This is a genomic window from Marinactinospora thermotolerans DSM 45154 (assembly GCF_900167435.1).
Classification (GTDB): domain Bacteria; phylum Actinomycetota; class Actinomycetes; order Streptosporangiales; family Streptosporangiaceae; genus Marinactinospora; species Marinactinospora thermotolerans.
This window is the reverse complement of sequence record NZ_FUWS01000001.1, coordinates 63295-79386: the sequence shown is the minus strand read 5'-3', so window position 1 is coordinate 79386 and position 16092 is coordinate 63295. Positions and strand designations below refer to the sequence as shown.

Genomic DNA, 16092 nt, shown 5'->3' with positions numbered 1-16092 from the left:
GGGACGCACGGGCGGGCGCGCCTTCGGGAAAGCTCTTTCCTACCTGATCATAGGAGGCCGCGCGCCACCGGGCGAGCCGGGACGACGCTTATCTTCACGACGGCCCCCGACAGCGGCGTCGGCCATGGCACCGGTCCGGCCGTCGGCGGCCACGGGCGACCGTCCTGGGCCCGAACCGCCCGAGGTCGCCCGTGGCCGCCCGCCTGCTCCGCCGTCCCGCGCACGGGCACGGCGGGGCGATGGCACCGGGCCGCGCCCTCGCGCGTCGCGGCCCGGCTCACCGTCCCCGGTCCGCGGCGCCCAGCTCCGCGCGCCAAAGCCGCCGGGGCCGCCACCCCAGCGCCCGCGCCCGCGCGCTGGAGAAGGCCGGGGCCGTTCCGGTCAGTCGGGCGGCCAGGCCGGCCGTCCCCGGATGGAACCGCGGCAACAGCTCGGCCAGCGGCTCGGTGGCCAGCGCGTCGTCGGCCACGGCGTGCAGGACCTGCCCGGGCGCGACGGCCCCGGGCCGCTCCAGGACCAGGGCGAACAGCTCGGCCGCGTCGCGCGCGTCGACGTAGTTGAACAACGACGCGGCGGCCAGCTCGGGGCGCTCCAGCCGTTCGGCGACGGTGTGCCCCTGCTGGGTCGGGGCCCCCGCCCACTCCTCGGGCGCGATGACGTATCCGGGCCGGATCGAGGCGAACGCGCAGGCGCCCGGGTGGGCGCGCGCCAGCGTGCGCACCGCCTCCTCCACGATCACCTTGGACAGGCCGTAGGCGTGCCACGGCAGTACGGGGTGCTCCTCGGTCAGCGGCAGGTGGGCCGGCCGCCAGCCGTCGGCCCCGTATCCCAGGACGGTCGGGCTGGAGGCCGCCACGGCCGAGCGGGCGCCGTGGTCCACCGCGGCCTTCAGCACGGCCCAGGCCAGCCGGGTGTTGACGTCGAGGATGACGGTGTCGGGCCTGCTGAAGGGCACCGCGATCCCCGCGAGGTGGACCACGCCCTCGGGACGGGTCCGGGCGAACGCCTCCGCGCGGGCGTCCTCGTCGAGCAGGTCGGCGCGCAGATGCCGTACGCCGGGGACCGGCGGGCCCTCGGGGGAGAGGTCCACCGAGGTGACGTCGTGGCCGCGCTCGGCCAGGACGGCCACGACACTGCGGCCGAGCCGTCCCGCGCCGCCGGTGACAAGGACACGCATGGTCGGGTTTCCCTTCTCGTCGAGACCGCGCCGGTGGGGCGGGCGGGGTCAGGCGCCGTGGCGCTCGCGGTACTCGGCCTCGGCCTCGTCGAGCTGCCGCGCGGCGGTGTCCAGGAACTCCTGCGCGCTCATCTCGCCGAGGAGGACCTGCTGGTACAGCGGCTCCAGGTCGGTCTTGACGATGGAGTTGAACTGCGGCAGGTAGTAGGGGAGCTGGACGAGGACCGTGGCGTCGTCGTTCATGATCTCCGAGGCCCGGGCGAGCGCCTGGTTGGCGTTGACCCACTCCTCGTTCTGGACGTCGAGGTTGGCGGGGATCTGGCCGACCTGTTCGTTCCAGTAGGAGTTCATCTCGCTGGAGGCGACGAACTCGACGAACCTCCACGCCTCCTCCTGGTGCTCGCTGCTGCGAAAGACGCCCACCCCGTCGGTCGGGTTCGACACGATCGTGTGCCGCCCGGTCTCCTCGCTGGGCCACAGGGGGGTGCCGACGACCCCCTCCTCGCCCAGCGCCTCGACGTGGTTGGCGTAGGAGCCCAGGTTGTGGTGGAGCATGGCCACGTCACCGCCGGTGAACTGGGCGACCATCTTGGGGTAGTCGTTGTTGATGTCGGCGCTGGGCGTCTGCTCGTCGTACATCGCGGCGATCCGCTCCAGCGCCTCGACGTTGGCCGGGTCGTTCACGGTGGTCGTGCCGTCCTCGCGGAAGAAGGACGTGATCCCGGAGATGGCGTAGATCTCCTCCAGGACCTGGGGGATGGAGCCGGCGCCCCCGCGGATGGTGAAGCCGTAGCGGTTCTCCGCGGGGTCGGTGAGCTCCTCGGCCGCGGTGAAGAACTCCTCCCACGTCTCGGGCTCCTCGACGCCGGCCTCGGCGAACCAGTCCGGCCGGTACCAGATGATGCCGATGTTGGCGCTGGTGGGCAGGGCGTAGAGGTTGCCGTCGGCCGCCGCCGCGCGCACGTTCTCGACGAACCCGCTGTTGAGCCGGTCGGCGAGGTCGCTTTCGGCGAGCCGGTCGTCCAGTGCGACCAGGGCCTCGCGGCCGCTGAGGTTGGACAGGTAGGCGGTGGAGACGCCGCCCACGTCCGGCAGTGCCTCGCCGGCGATCGCGGTGTCGTACTTCTGCTGGACCTGGGCCGAGGGGATGCCCACGTACTCGACCTCGATACCGGGGTTGGCCTGCTCGAACTCGGCGATGATGTGCTCCCACAGCGGGGTGCGGTCGGGACCGGCGTTGTTGTCCCAGAAGGTGAGCCGGACCGTGCCGTCATCGGATCCCGAACCACAGGCGGACAACAGGAGTGCTGCCGCGGTGGCGAGCGCGGCGGCCTGGAGGGGGCGCCGGGAGCGGCGGAGGCGGTGCGAACGGGGCATGGTGGTTTCCCTTCGTGAGCCTGGTGCTGCGTGACCCCCGTGGCCGGTCGCGTGGGGCGGGCCCACGCGCTGGGTTGGAAAGCGCTTACATGGAAGAGTGGCACGGGGAGAGGGGGGAGTCAACGGTTCGGTCGGCGGCCTTGGGATGTCACGGGTAGGGGGCGGCCGATGCCGCCTCCACCCGGAAGAAGCGGAAGACGGCGTGTCCGGTGGCCCGCTCCGCGCCCGCCGGACCGAGGGCGAACAACCCCAACGTCGCCCCCACCCAACGCCCGGGGGAGGCGGTGAAGGCCGGGCCCAGCCCGGACCAGCCCGTCCCGTCGTCGACGAGGAAGCGGCACCGGGCGTCGGCGTCGATGTCGACGCGCAGCCCGACCTCGCTTTCCCCGGGCAGCGGACGCGTGACCTCCGCCGGCCCTCCAGCGACGCCCGGTCCTTCGCCCCGCACCACCTCCGGGCCCGACGGCCCACGGCGCAGGCCCACCCACCCGAAGGTGTCGCCGAGCACGGTCAGCCCGGCCACGGCCCCCAAGGCGTCCGACTCCAGGCGGACCCGGGTGGTGACGGTGCACGGGAAGGCGGGCAGCCGCTGACCCAGCACGTGCGGGACCGCGGTGAGATCCCCGCCGCCGACGTCGGGAACACAGACCAGCCCCAGCCCGTCGCACTCCACCAGCCATCCCGCCCGGGGGTTGGCCTGCCAGGTCCACCGCGGCCCCGGGCCGCCGCGGAAGTCGTCGTGGGCGGTGAGGAGCGGCGCGGCCGGGGCGGGGGAGAGGGGACGCGGGTGGACCTCCACCGGCGTCCCGCACCCCGACCCGTCGTCGAAGCCGATGACCGGCCACCCGTCGGCGCGCCATGTCATCGGCTGTAGGTGGACGACCCTGCCGAACGGGCCCCGGTCCTGGAAGTGCACGAACCAGTCGTCACCGGCCGGGGCGCTCACCCACGCGCCCTGGTGGGGGCCGTTGATCGGCCCGCCGTTGCGCGCCATGACCACACGGTGCTCGTAGGGGCCGTCGATGGAGCGGGAGCGGAAGGCCGACTGCCAGCCGTCCGTCACACCGCCCGCCGGCGCGAGGATCCAGTACCAGCCGTCGCGCCGGTAAAGCTTGGGGCCTTCCAGGGTGTGACAGCCGGGGATGAGGTCACCGTCGACGACCACGCGCCCCCGGTCCAACAGCCGGGTGCCGTCCGGGCTCATCCGGTGCAGGGTCAGGCGGTTGGCCACCCCGCTGCGGCTGCGCGCCCAGGCGTGGACCAGGTAGGCGTCCTCGCCGTCCCACAACGGGCACGGGTCGATGTAGCCGGCGCCCTCCTTGAGCGGGATCGGGCGGCTCCACGGTCCCCGTGGATCGGGGGCGGTGACGACGAACAGGCCGTGGTCGGGGTCGGGATAGAAGATCCGGAACAGCCCCGCGTGGTAGCGGATCGCCGGGGCCCACACCCCACCACCCCAACGGGGCAGCGCGTAGTGCTCCTCCGGTTCCAGGCGCGCCAGCGCGTGGCCGAGGAAGGACCAGTCGACGAGGTCGCGCGAGTGCAGGACGGGCAGCCCGGGAACGCGGTGGAAGCTGGAGGCGACGAGGTAGTAGTCGGCCCCCACCCGGATCACGTCGGGGTCGGAGAAGTCCGCGGCCAGCACCGGGTTGCGGTAGCTCGCGGCGGTCGCGGGCGCCGCCCTCACCCCGCCTCCCCGGGGTCGGCCGCGCGCTCGCGCGCGGTCGCCGCGAGCCGTTCCAGCTCGGCCGGGGAGGGATGGCCGTCGGCCACGACCGTGACGACGCGCCTGCGCAGGACCTCCTCCGCCCCTATCGAGCGTGGCCGATCCCAGGCCAGCGCGGCCCCCACGCCGGGGTACTCGCCGGCCCGCAGGAACCAGGGGTCGCGCTCCTCTCCCGGCGTGGTGAACACCAGGGTCCACCGGGCGCCGTCATCCCGGGTCCCCAGCAGCGCCAGCCACGCGGCGGTCGAGCCGTGCAGCGCCGACTCGCCCTGGACCCCGGGGCCCAGGCAGCGCGGGGGCAGGGCGGCGCGCGGCGCGCGCCAGAAGAAACCGCCGTAGCCGGCTCCGGGGCGTCCCTTCACGGCCGGGCTGGCAAGGCGCAGCTCCCCTCCGCAGACGTTGCGCAGGCCGACGTCCAGGACCAGCGCCCAGGCGCGCTCGTCCAGCGCCAGCGCCCGCGTCCGGCGCTCCTCGGCGATCACCTCCTCGCCGTCGCGGCTTTGCCAGGAGATCAGCTCGGTGTGCTCCTCCGCGTGGCGCCGTGACCAGGCGCGGTGGAGTTGCGCGCCGTGGTCGTCCAGCCAGGTGGGTCCCTGGTCGCGGACGAAGGTCCGCCCGCCCCAGAAGTTGGTCCCGCCCACGTCGGGAACGGCGACGCCCACGCCCAGGTGGTGGGGGTGGTCGGCGGGCCGCGTCTCGGTGACGACCGTTCCCGCGAGGGTGGACACCGGGTGCAGGTGCGGTCGCGGCGCCAGCCGCGGCTCCAGTCCCGTTCCGTCGTGGTGTTCGGCCACCACCCGGCCGGCCACGCGCAGCAGCGTCGGGGTCTGCCGGCCCGTGGAGGTGGGGGAGGTCGGAATCGGTCGGGTCATCGTCGCGCTCCCGTCGTCGAGGCGGCCCAGGGGACTCCCAGCTCGGAGAACAGTCGGCCGGTGTAGGCGCTGCGCGCGACCAGCCCCTCCACCCCGGTCACCACGCGCCCCACCCCGTCGGGTCCGGTGGCGACCTCCTGGGCCGTGGCCGGGATGGGGCGCGGGTCGGGGGCGGTGCGCACGGCCTCCAGCACCGTCATGAACCCCTCGGTGCGTTCGAGCGGCACCAGGAGCGGTGTTCCGTCCGCGAGGTGGTCGAGGAGGTTCTCCAGCAGGTCGGTGCGGGGGTGGGTGCTCACCCGTGGTCCGGCGCCGGGGATCTCCAGGTGGACCTCGTCGAGCGTGTAGTAGAGCCGGACGCGTCCTCGGGTGCCGTTGATGCTGACGTAGGGGTCGTGGCGGGACCGCGCGCACAGGGTCACCGCGACCGTCACCGGATATCCACCGGGAGCGCGCAGGCGCAGACAGGAGGTGTCGTCGGCGTCGATCTCGTGGGCGTGGAACAGTTCCAGTTCCACCCCGCCGGCCACCGACCGCTCGGCGCCGGCCAGGGCCAGCGCGGTCGCCACGGCGTGCGCGAACGGGTTGGTCAGCGCGCCGTCCACGACGTCCACCCCGTCCATGCGCCGTCGGCCGGCCCAGGGGGCCCGCGCGTAGTAGGCCGAGGTGCGCACCCACGCGCCGGCGGCACCCACCCCGAGTATGTCGCCGACCGCGCCGGAGGCGGCGAGCGCGCGGGCCGCCTCCGGCGCGTCGGAGCCCAGGCTCTGGAAGCCCACCTGACAGGCCAGCCCGCTTCGGGCGACCTCCGCGCGCAACAGCCGGTACTCCGCCAGGGTCGCGGTGGGGGGCTTCTCCAACAGGACGTGGGAGCCCGCGGCGAGGGCGGTGCGGGCCAGGTCCAGGTGGGTGTGGATCGGGGTGACCAGGACGGTGACGGCCGCGCCGGTACGCCGTACCAGTTCGCCCAGGTCCGTCGACTGCTCCGGCTCGCCCAGCCCGGCCAGGTCCGCCCGGGTCACCGGCACCGGGTCGCACACCCCCACGAGCCGGATCCGTCCGGCGGCGGCGAGCCTGCGGAGGTTGTCCAGGTGCCAGCGGCCGTGCCCGTGCGCGCCGGCCAGCACGACCGGGACCGGCCCGCTCATCCCTTCACCGCCCCGGCGCTCATGCCCTGCACCAGGAAGCGCTGGATGAAGGCGAACACGATCACCACCGGTACCGCGGCGACCACGCCCCCGGCGGCCAGCGCCCCGAAGTCGACGCTGAACTCGCCGATGGTGTAGCTCAGCCCGACCGGGATCGTGTACTTGTCCTGGGAGCTGATGAACATCAAGGCGAACAGGAAGTTGTTCCACGAGTCGATGAAGGCGAAGGAGCCGACGGCGATCAGGCCGGGACGCAGCATCGGCAGCACGACGGCGAAGAAGGCGCGGATCCGCGAGCAGCCGTCGACCCAGGCCGCCTCCTCCAGTTCCACCGGGATGTTGCGGACGAAGCCGCTGAGCAGGATCAGCGACAAGGGGAGCTGGAAGACGGTGTTGGCGATCACCAGGGACCACAGGCTGTCGGTCAGGTTGAGCATGCTGAACAGCTCGAACAGCGGGATCAGCATCATCGCGCCGGGGATGAACTGGGTGCCCAGCATCGCGACCATGAACAACCGCTTTCCCCGGAAGGAGAACCGCGCCAGCGCGTACCCGCCCGACAGGGCCACCACGCACGTCGCGACCAGCGCGGCGACGCCGACCTTCATGCTGTTGGCGAAGTAGGCCCCGAAGCCGATGCCGTTCCACACCGTGTCGAAGTGCTCCAGGGTGAGCGGCCAGGGCACGATGCCCGTGGTGCCGGCGGGGCGGATGGCGTAGAGCACCATCCAGTAGAACGGGATCAGGGTGAACAGCAGGTAGAGCGTGAGCGGGACGGCGATCTCCCAGCGCGGCAGCCGGGGGCGTCGCCGCGGCGGGGCGGGGGCGGGGGGACGGGTCCCGCTGGGAGCGCTCCCCTGGCCGGGGGGCTGGACGGGGGCGTGGACGGCGCGGTCGACGGTCACGCGCGGTCACCTCCGAACCTGCTCAGACGCAGGTAGACGAGGGAACAGATGAGGAGCAGCCCGAAGGACGCGGTGGTCAGCGCCGCCCCGTAGCCGAATTCGTAGGAGTCCACGGCCTGCTGGGCGACGTAGAGCGGCAGGGTGGTCGTCGCGTTCGCGGGGCCGCCGCCGGTCAGGGTGTACAGCAGGTCGACGTTGTTGAACTCCCAGATCGCGCGGAGCAGGGTGGACAGGATGATCGCGTTCTTCAGGTGCGGCAGCGTGATGTGCAGGAAGCGGCGCCGCCGGCCGGCGCCGTCCACCGACGCCGCCTCGTAGAGGTCCTTGGAGATGGTCTGGAGGTCGGCCAGCAACAGGATGGCGAAGAAGGGGACGCCCCGCCACAGTTCGGCGAGCACCGCGGCGCCGAAGACGGTGTCGGGATCGGCCAGGACCGCGGTCCCCGGCGAGCCGATGCCGAGGTCGGAGAGGAACCGCAGGAAACCGGTGGTGGGGCTGTAGAGCAGCGTCCACAGCACGGTGGTGAGGACGCCGGAGACCACCCAGGGGGCGAAGACGGTGGCCCGGGCCAGGCCGCGCCACCGGAAGGTCTCGTTGACGATCAGCGCCAGGAGCAGCCCGAACAGCAGCTGGAGGATGACCTCCCAACCGACCCATTGCGCGGTGAACCCCAGACTGCGCCAGAACAGGGGGTCCTCGAACAGCATGGTCCGGTAGTTCTCCAGCCCGGCGAAACCGTTGTTCCACGGCTCGGTCACGTTGTAGTGCTGGAGGCTGTAGTAGAACACGCTGAGGATCGGGTACAGCAGGAAGACGATCATCAGCAGCACCGAGGGTGCGATGAGCAGGTACGGAGTCCATCTGTGACGGAGGCCGCGGCGCGGAGCGGCTTGCGCGCGACGCCCTTCGGTGACGGTTGCCACGCCACCAGCTCCTTTGCTTGGTCCATTGCGGAAAGCGCTTGCCGAGAAATGTAGACAGCGCGGAAATCAATGTCAACGGCCCTGGAAACGCTCCCGTCATCGGATCGAAAAGCGACGGCGGGCCGTCCGCGGGAAAACGCGCACGTCCTTTCCGGGGATCGCCGATCCCCCGGTTCCGCGGTAAAGCCGGTATTCCACCTGGCACGGGAAGCACCGTCGTCCCTCTGAAACCATGGCGGCCCGTCCGGACCGCCGTCCCCGGCGGAGCGTTCCGGTGTCCCAGGGCCGGAACGCCGCCGCCCCTCCATGAAGAGGAGACGACGGATGTTCACCCCCGTCCCCCACGCGCACCGTCAGCCCCAGTCCCGTCCCGCCGTCCGCGCCGCCGCGTGCCCGGGTGGCGGCGCCGAACCCGGACGGGAGCGCCGGGCCAGGGAACTGTCCCAGTTCGCGTTGTGCGTCGCCGAGGTCCTCGCCGGCCACCGTGATCCGGTCCATCTGCGCGACCGCATGACCGGCCGGGCCTACCAGGCGCTGCGGCGCAGGGCGGGAGGGTATGCGACCCCGGTCCGGCCCCGGCTGGGACGGGCCCACCTCCGCTGTCCGGCGCCCGGGATCACCGAGGTGAGCGCGGTCGTGGTGTGCGGCGGCCGGCATCGCGCACTCGCGCTTCGCGTGGACTGGATGTCACGGGCGTGGTTGTGCACCCGTCTGGAGACCGACCTCGGCCGCTGACCCCGGAGACGTCGTGGTGCCGAAGCCTTCCCATGTCGCTCCCCGTGCCCGGCCTCGCCGGACGCGGGGGTCCGAGCGGGGGCGTGGGCACGCGGTGGCCTCCGCCCCGCCCGGCCTCGTCCCGCCCGGTCCACGTGGGGCGGGCGCCGCCCTTTCCGGCGACTCCGATCCTCGACCGGCCTCAGCGGGGAGTCCGCGCCGCCGGCGAGAAGCGCGGTCGGCCACGCGCGGGCGCGCCGTTCCCGTGCCGAGGCGGTCCATGGAGCACGCCGGCACCGGCCGGACGGGCCGGCGGCGAGCGCCGCCGCAGGCCGGGACCGCGGAGACGGCCGGGGACGCGGTGAACCGGTGGGACGGCGCCTGGGGGCGAGGACCGAGCGGGCACGGTGGCGGGACCGGCCCCGCCACGGACCCTCCGAGCGGAACCACGTGGGCGCCCCGGGCCGTCTCCGGGACGCCTCCCGTCCCTCCGTCGCGCCATCGCCCACCGTCGACCCTGATGGCCTCCGCCGTTCGCCCACCCCGCACCACCCCCGGGCGGCGTCCGCAGGTCGAGGGCGTGCCGCTCCGCCCACGCGCGTCGCCGGTCCGACGACGGACCTCCCTCGTCGAGCACCGGTGGGGCGGGGTCGCCTCCCCGCCCCACCGCGTTCACAACCCGCAGTCGCAGCACTCGCAGCAGCGGCAGACCTCGCAGCACTGGCAGCACTCGCAGGCGTTGCACCAGCTGTCCCGCGCTTTGCCCGACCACGGTCCCGGATGGGGGTCGCGGCAGCAGAACTGGCAGGTGCAGCACATCCACGTGAAGATCGCGCACCCGGTGATCGGTCCCCGCTGCTTGGGCGGCGAGTGCAGCTTCGGGGTTTCGCAGGTGCACCCCTCGCAGCAGCGGTCGCACCACGACCCGCGCCCCTGCGCGGGCCGCCATCCGCCGCGGCCGGCGTCCGTGGGGCCGTGCGACCCGCCGTGTCCGTGGTATCCGTCGCCGTGCGGGCGGCCGGGAGGGGGCGTGGGGTGTCCGGGATGCCCGTGGGGGTGGTGCGGGCCCCCGTAGGAGTGGCCGGCGTGCCCGAAGGTGCGCCGCACCGCCTTGGCCAGCTCGTCCTCCAGCAGCGCCCGGACGAGGCGGTCGTCGTCGAACGCCGTCTCGGCCAGCGCCAGGCGCACCCCCAGCACCGCGTCGTCGCACAGCCGGCGGATCTCGTCGATCGGCGTCTGCGTCGCGGAGATGGGGTTCCAGGCTCCGGTCGCGTCGTCGCGTTCGCGGTCCTCGACCGCGTCGAGCAGGTGGGCGATGCGTCCGAACAGCCGGCCGGCCTCGCGCAGGGGGTCGGCGTTGTGCGGCCGGCCGGCCAGCACGGCCGTGTGGGCGAAGGCCTGGCCGGTGGCCTCCTCGGTGGGGGCGGTCACCGACAGCACGTCACCACCGGGGCCGGCCGCCTCCTCGGCCTCGCGCTGGCGCTCCACGACGGTCAGGAGGGCGCCCCCGTCGAACCCGAGTTCGCCGCCGCTGCGCCGGGCGGCGCGCGCCCAGTGGCCGGCCAGCCGCCGCGCTGCGCCGCGCACCGCGCGCCGCCCGTAGAGCCCGTCGGCGTCGAGCACGTGGTCGTCGACCTTGGCCGAGGCCAGGACGAGCGACACCGCCGCCGCGAGCCTGGCCCCCTCGCCGCGGGCGACCTCGGCCCGTCGCATCCCGCGCAGCGGGCAGGGTCCCGCGGTGCGTGTCGGGGTGCCGCCCGGCGTTTGAGCCGCCACCAGCACCGAGATCACCAGGCCGTCGTAGTTGGTGGCCACCCGCGCGGCCTGGCCGTGGTCGTCGCGTAGGGCGAGGCACATGCCGCACAGGTGTCCCGTCCATTCGTCGGCCAGTCCGTCCGGCAGGGCATGCCGACATGGGCGCAAAATCCCGAACATCCCTTGAGACCTACTTATCTGTTCTGTTGTCCCGTGGACGTGATCTTCGACGTTCTGGGACGCGGCCGGGATCCCGGGAGGACAGTCGGTTTTCGGGCTTTTCCGGCGGATTTCAGTTCAGCCGCACACCGATCAGGCACGTGTCGTCGTCGGTGTCGGCGTTGCCGTGGGTGAGCAGGTGGTCGAGCTGCTCCTCCAGCCCTCCCTCCACCGGTCTGCGGGCCAGCGTGAGCAACCGGTCCAGGGAGTGCTGCAGGGAGCGGTCCCGCCGCTCGATCAGGCCGTCGGTGTACATCAACAGGGTGTCGCCGGGGCGCAGTTCCAGCTCCTCCTCGTCGTAGGAGGCGTCCGGGACCGCGCCCAGCAGGATGCCGCCGGGCAGCGGCAGGGGTTCGGCCGACTCCTCCCGGAGCAGCACCGGCGGCAGGTGCCCGGCACGTGACCAGCGCAGTACACCGGTCGGGGGATCGTAGACCCCGCACACCGCGGTCGCGGTCACCTGCTCGGTCAGGTGGAAGGCGACGGTGTTGAGCCAGCCCAGCAGCTGGGCCGGCCCGGCCCCGGTCGCGGCGAGACCGCGCAGGGCGTTGCGCAGCACGACCATGCCGGTGGCCGCCTCGATGCCGTGTCCGGCCACGTCCCCCACGGCCAGCAGCACCTGCCCGGTGGGCAGGGCGACGGCGTCGTACCAGTCGCCGCCGACCAGGTGCTCCTTCTCGGCGGGGCGGTAGCGGACCGCGACCCGCAGGCCCGACACGTCCATCGGCGGCGGCGCGGGCGGCATGATGGCCTGCTGGAGCTGCAACGCCAGCCGGTTGCGCTCGGCCGCGCGCTGTTCGGTGTCGGCCAGCCGGTCGCGGGTGGCGGCCAACGCCACCTCGGTCCAGTGCTGGGCCGAGACGTCCTGGTAGGCGCCGCGCACGGCGACCAGGTGGCCTCCCGCGTCGGTGACCGGCTCGGCGACGACGCGGATGTGGCGCACCACCCCGTCGGGACGTTGGAGCCGGAACGCGGTGGAGGCCGGGCGCCGATGGTGCAGGACGGTGCGCAGGAAGCGTCCGATGGCCACCGCGTCGTCGGGGTGGGAGTGGGACCGCAACTGCTCCAACGGGATCGGCGCCGCGGTGGGCGGCAGCCCGTACAGGGCGAACAGCTGGCTGTTCCAGGTGATCTCGCCGGTCGCGGTGTTCTCCTCGAAACCGCCGATGCGGCCCAGCCGCTGCGCGTGTTGCAACAGCGCCGCCAGCCGGGCGGCCTCGTCCTGGACCCGCCACGTCAGGAGGACGGCGTCGCCGTAGCGGCCGATGCCGACCGCGGCCACCGAGGAGATGGGGACCTGGTCGACGAGCGAGGACAAGATCATGCGCTCGCTGTGGAAGGGCTCTCCGGTGGCGTGGACGTGCTCGACCTTGTCGAACAGGCCCCCCTCCAGCGCGGCCAGGGGGTAGACCTCCAGGAGCAGGCGGCCGGTGACGTCGGCTCGGGGACGGCCGGCCAGGTCCGCGAAGTGCTCGTTGGTGTAGGCGATGAGGAAGTCGGTCACCCGCCCCTCCCCGTCCCGCCACGGGTGCAGGACGAGCGCGGGGTCCAGCAGGCTGTCGGCCAGGTCGGTGAGCGGGGAGACGGGTTCGATCTCGCCGGTCCCGACGGCCTCGCCGGCGTTGTCGTCCAGGGTGCGCGCGCACAGCTCGGCCAGCGCCTCCAGCTGGCGTTGCACCGCGGGGGGCAACGGCTCCAAGGGGCCGGGCCAGCAGATCTCCAGCACCCCCAGCAGCCGCCCGTTGGTCTCGGCGGGCAGCACGACGCGATCGCCGGTCAGGTCGCGCCCCCCGATGGAGGGTGCCGAGGACTCCACCGAGGAGGGGTCCCACAAGGGGCGGCGCAGCCGCAGCACCCGTTGGGCGAGGGTGCCCACCCCCGGCGGGACGTAGCGCCAGCGGACGGCCTCGGCCGAGGTGAACCCGGCGTGCCCGGCCAGGGTCAGCGACCCGTCGGGGGCGCACGCCCAGACGGCCAGCGCGCTCGCGCCGAGCGGCGCCAGCGCGTGGTCGAGCAGGGACGCGGCCGCGGCCTGGGTCTCACCGGCGGCGAGGATGCCCGATTCCGCGGTGCGCAGCCGGACGGCCGGCGACGGGGAGGAGGATCCCCGGGGAGGCGGAGGAGCATCACCGGAGATGGCGAAGGCGAGGGGGTCGCCCGCCGTCTGGTTGACGATGTCGGCGGCCAGCTCCAACAGCGGCAGCTGCGCCGTCGTGGCCAGCTCCCTGAGCTGCCGGGCCGCCTGGGCCGGACCGCACTGGAGGCGTTCCATCACGATGCCCTTGGCGAGCTCGATCAGGGACCTGGCGTCGGCCGCGGTCTCGGCGTCGCGGAGCTGGCGGCGCAGCCGTTCGACGGTGGCGGCCAGCCGGCCGGCCAGGGTCTCATCGTCCCGTAGGACGTCCGGCGTGTCGTCCACGCCGGGGGAGGTGGTCCTGGCCAGTTCACCGGCGTCGTTGCTCGTGGGCAGATGGGGGGACTCCACGGTCCGCCACTCCTCGATACTCTGCGGGGCCGGGCGGGCGGGACACGCCCGGATTCACGGGGTCAGCGGTTCACAGACCGAGTCGTCGTCGGATGCTCGAGATCAGCTCCTGGGCGTCGACGGGCTTGGTGATGTAGTCGTCGGCTCCGGAGGCCAGGCTCTTCTCCCGATCCCCCTGCATGGCCTTGGCGGTCACCGCGATGATCGGCAGGTGCGCGTGTTCGGGCATGGCCCGGATCGCCGCGGTCGCGGCATAACCGTCCATCTCGGGCATCATCACGTCCATCAGGATCAGGTCGATGCCCGGCGTGGCGGTCAGGGTCTCGATGCCCTTCCGCCCGTTCTCGGCGTGCAGCACCCGCATGCCGTGCAGTTCGAGGATCCCGGTGAGCGCGAAGACGTTGCGGGCGTCGTCGTCGACCACGAGCACCGTGCGCCCGGCCAGCGGCGCGTCCGCCTCCTCGGCCGGGGCGGGGGCGTCGGCCTCACCACCGTGGCGCACCAGGGGGAGCACGGCGTCGGGGCGCTCGGCGGTCAGGTGCAGGGCGATGCGTTCCCGCAGCTCGTCGAGGCTGGGAAGCAGCTCCAGCGGACGGACCTGCGCGTGCTCCTGCAACAGCTCCTCCAGGCCGGAGTCCAGGCGCCGGTTGTGGTGGGCCAGCACCGGCACCCCGCGCAGCGCGGGGTCGCCGTCCAGCGCCTTGAGGAAGCGCGGCGCGGCGCCGTCGGCCATGTCGAGTTCCAGCACGACGCAGTGGAAGGCGCCCGTGGCCAACGCGGTCGCCGCCTCCTCGGCGCCCACGGCGGTGGTGACCTGCACGGGGCCGCGCGGATCGGCCGGGCCGCGGTCGTCGGCGAGGTCGGCGACCGCGCTCTCGGCGACCAGGGACAGCAGTCCACGGGGGCGGTCCTCGATGACCAGCAGACGTCGCTGCTGCGGGGGGTCGGCCGCAGCCGTGAGGGCGGGAGCCGTCCGGGCCTCCTCGACGTCGAGGGTCCCGGCCAGGACCTCGACCTGCTCCTCGGAGTCGGGGCGGGCGATGGGCAGGTACAGGGTGAAGGTGCTGCCCTCGCCGACCCGGCTCGTCGCGTGGACGGCACCGCCGAGCAGGTAGGCGATCTCGCGGCTGATGGACAGACCCAGCCCGGTGCCGCCGTACTTGCGGCTGGTCGTGCCGTCGGCCTGCTGGAACGCGCCGAAGATCACCTCCAGCTGGTCCTCGGCGATGCCGATACCGGTGTCGGTGACGCGGAAGGCCAGCGCCGGTCCGTGGGCGCGGACCGCCGCGGGGAGCTCGGCCTCCTCGGCCGGCGAGATCCGCAGTTCGACCAGGCCGGTCTCGGTGAACTTGACCGCGTTGGACAGCAGGTTGCGCAGGACCTGGCGCAACCGGGAGTCGTCGGTGAACAGCTCGGCGGGCACCCCGGGGTCGGTGCTGATCCGAAACTCCAGTCCCTTCTGCCCGGTGAGGGGGCGGAAGGTCGCGTCGACGTAGTCGAGCAGTCGGCGCAGCGAGACCCGCTCGGGGTTGAGGTCCATCTTGCCGGCCTCGACCTTGGACAGGTCGAGGATGTCGTTGATCAGCTGGAGCAGGTCCGATCCGGCGGAGTGGATGACCCCCGCGTACTCCACCTGCTTGGGGGTGAGGTTGCGGGTGGGGTTCTGGGCCAGCAGCTGCGCCAGGATCAGCAGGCTGTTGAGGGGCGTGCGCAGCTCGTGGCTCATGTTGGCCAGGAACTCCGACTTGTACTTCGAGGCCAGCGCGAGCTCCTGCGCCCGGATCTCCAGCTCCTGGCGGGCCTGCTCGATCTCCAGGTTCTTGGTCTCGATGTCGCGGTTCTGGCTGGCCAGCAGCGCGGCCTTCTCCTCCAGCTCCGCGTTGGAGCGCTGCAACTCCTCCTGGCGGATCTGAAGCTCCTCGGAACGGGCCTGGAGTTCGGCGGCCAGCCGCTGCGACTCGTCCAGCAGCTCGTCGGTGCGGGCGTTGGCGAGGATGCTGTTGACGTTGACCCCCACCATCTCCATGAGCTGTTCGAGGAAATCACGGTGGATCTGGGTGAAGGGACGCACCGAGGCCAGCTCCAGGGCTCCCAGCACCTGTTCCTCGACCACGATCGGCAGCACGATCAGCGTGTTGGGTGGGGCCTCGCCCAGGCCGGAGGAGACCGCGACGTAGCCGGGCGGCAGGTCCTCGACCACGATGGTGCGGCGGCTGCGCGCGGCCTGGCCGACCAGGGACTCGCCGAGGCGGAAGCGCACCGGGGCCTCGCCGCGGGGACGGCCGTAGGAGCCGACCAGCCGCAGTTCGACGCCGCGCGGGGTCTCCTCGGCCAGGTAGAACGCTCCGTACTGGGCGGAGACCAACGGGGTCAGCTCGTCCATGACGAGGTCGGCGACGACGGCGAGGTCGCGGTGGCCCTGCATCAGCCCGGTGACGCGCGCCAGGTTGGACTTGAGCCAGTCCTGCTCCTGGTTGGCGCGGGTGGTCTCGCGCAGCGACCGGACCATCCAGTTGATGTTGTCCTTGAGGTCGGCGACCTCGCCCGAGGCCTCGACCGTGATGGAACGTGTCAGGTCCCCCTCGGCCACCGCGCTGGTGACCTCGGCGATCGCGCGGACCTGGCGGGTGAGGTTGCCGGCGAGCTCGTTGACGTTCTCGGTCAGCCGCTTCCAGGTGCCCGACACCCCCTCGACCTCGGCCTGGCCGCCGAGGCGGCCCTCGGTGCCGACTTCGCGGGCGACGCGGGTGACCTCGCCGGCGAAGGAGGAGAGCTGGTCGACCATCGTGTT

At 73.2% G+C, this 16092-nt stretch carries 11 protein-coding genes; 1 reads left to right on the top strand and 10 read right to left on the bottom strand.

Features of this window, described 5'->3' with window-relative positions:
• Nucleotides 1–277 precede the first annotated feature (277 nt).
• The 7 genes from B5D66_RS00325 to B5D66_RS00295 form a co-directional block, all read right to left on the bottom strand.
• Nucleotides 278–1177 carry an NAD-dependent epimerase/dehydratase family protein gene (locus tag B5D66_RS00325; protein WP_078759518.1) on the bottom strand — a complete coding sequence of 300 codons (900 nt, stop codon included), beginning with the start codon at nt 1175–1177 and terminating at the stop codon, nt 278–280.
• A gap of 48 nt (nt 1178–1225) precedes the next feature.
• Nucleotides 1226–2554 carry an ABC transporter substrate-binding protein gene (locus B5D66_RS00320; RefSeq protein WP_078759517.1) on the bottom strand — a complete coding sequence of 443 codons (1329 nt, stop codon included), beginning with the start codon at nt 2552–2554 and terminating at the stop codon, nt 1226–1228.
• Nucleotides 2555–2702: 148 nt separating this feature from the next.
• Nucleotides 2703–4241: a glycoside hydrolase family 43 protein gene (locus B5D66_RS00315; protein ID WP_078759516.1), complete on the bottom strand. Its 1539-nt coding sequence runs from the start codon at nt 4239–4241 to the stop codon at nt 2703–2705.
• Nucleotides 4238–5152, bottom strand: a complete 915-nt coding sequence (locus tag B5D66_RS00310; protein WP_078759515.1) for a DUF6807 domain-containing protein — start codon at nt 5150–5152, stop codon at nt 4238–4240. Before B5D66_RS00310 ends, B5D66_RS00315 begins: the two co-directional genes overlap by 4 nt.
• The gene (locus B5D66_RS00305; protein WP_078759514.1) at nt 5149–6300 is read right to left on the bottom strand and encodes a Gfo/Idh/MocA family protein; all 1152 of its coding nucleotides are present in this window, start codon (nt 6298–6300) and stop codon (nt 5149–5151) included. The genes B5D66_RS00310 and B5D66_RS00305 overlap by 4 nt, the downstream gene beginning before the upstream one ends.
• A complete protein-coding gene (locus B5D66_RS00300) occupies nt 6297–7205 on the bottom strand; it encodes a carbohydrate ABC transporter permease (RefSeq protein WP_078759513.1) in 909 nt (302 codons plus the stop codon). The genes B5D66_RS00305 and B5D66_RS00300 overlap by 4 nt, the downstream gene beginning before the upstream one ends.
• Nucleotides 7202–8026 (bottom strand): carbohydrate ABC transporter permease, encoded by an 825-nt coding sequence (locus tag B5D66_RS00295; protein ID WP_078759993.1) that lies wholly within the window; start codon nt 8024–8026, stop codon nt 7202–7204. The genes B5D66_RS00300 and B5D66_RS00295 overlap by 4 nt, the downstream gene beginning before the upstream one ends.
• A gap of 426 nt (nt 8027–8452) precedes the next feature.
• On the opposite strand from B5D66_RS00295, the gene B5D66_RS00290 reads away from it, so the two are divergent.
• A complete protein-coding gene (locus tag B5D66_RS00290; RefSeq protein ID WP_078759512.1) occupies nt 8453–8863 on the top strand; it encodes an Rv3235 family protein in 411 nt (136 codons plus the stop codon).
• 651 nt (nt 8864–9514) lie between these two features.
• Here B5D66_RS00290 and B5D66_RS00285 read toward each other — a convergent pair.
• From B5D66_RS00285 to B5D66_RS00275, 3 genes are all read right to left on the bottom strand, one after another.
• Nucleotides 9515–10777: a DUF5685 family protein gene (locus B5D66_RS00285; protein WP_078759511.1), complete on the bottom strand. Its 1263-nt coding sequence runs from the start codon at nt 10775–10777 to the stop codon at nt 9515–9517.
• A 112-nt stretch (nt 10778–10889) separates the two neighbouring features.
• Nucleotides 10890–13301 (bottom strand): SpoIIE family protein phosphatase, encoded by a 2412-nt coding sequence (locus B5D66_RS00280; protein WP_235000590.1) that lies wholly within the window; start codon nt 13299–13301, stop codon nt 10890–10892.
• A 70-nt stretch (nt 13302–13371) separates the two neighbouring features.
• On the bottom strand, nt 13372–16092 hold a 2721-nt coding region (locus tag B5D66_RS00275; protein ID WP_144290670.1), incomplete at its 5' end, for a response regulator.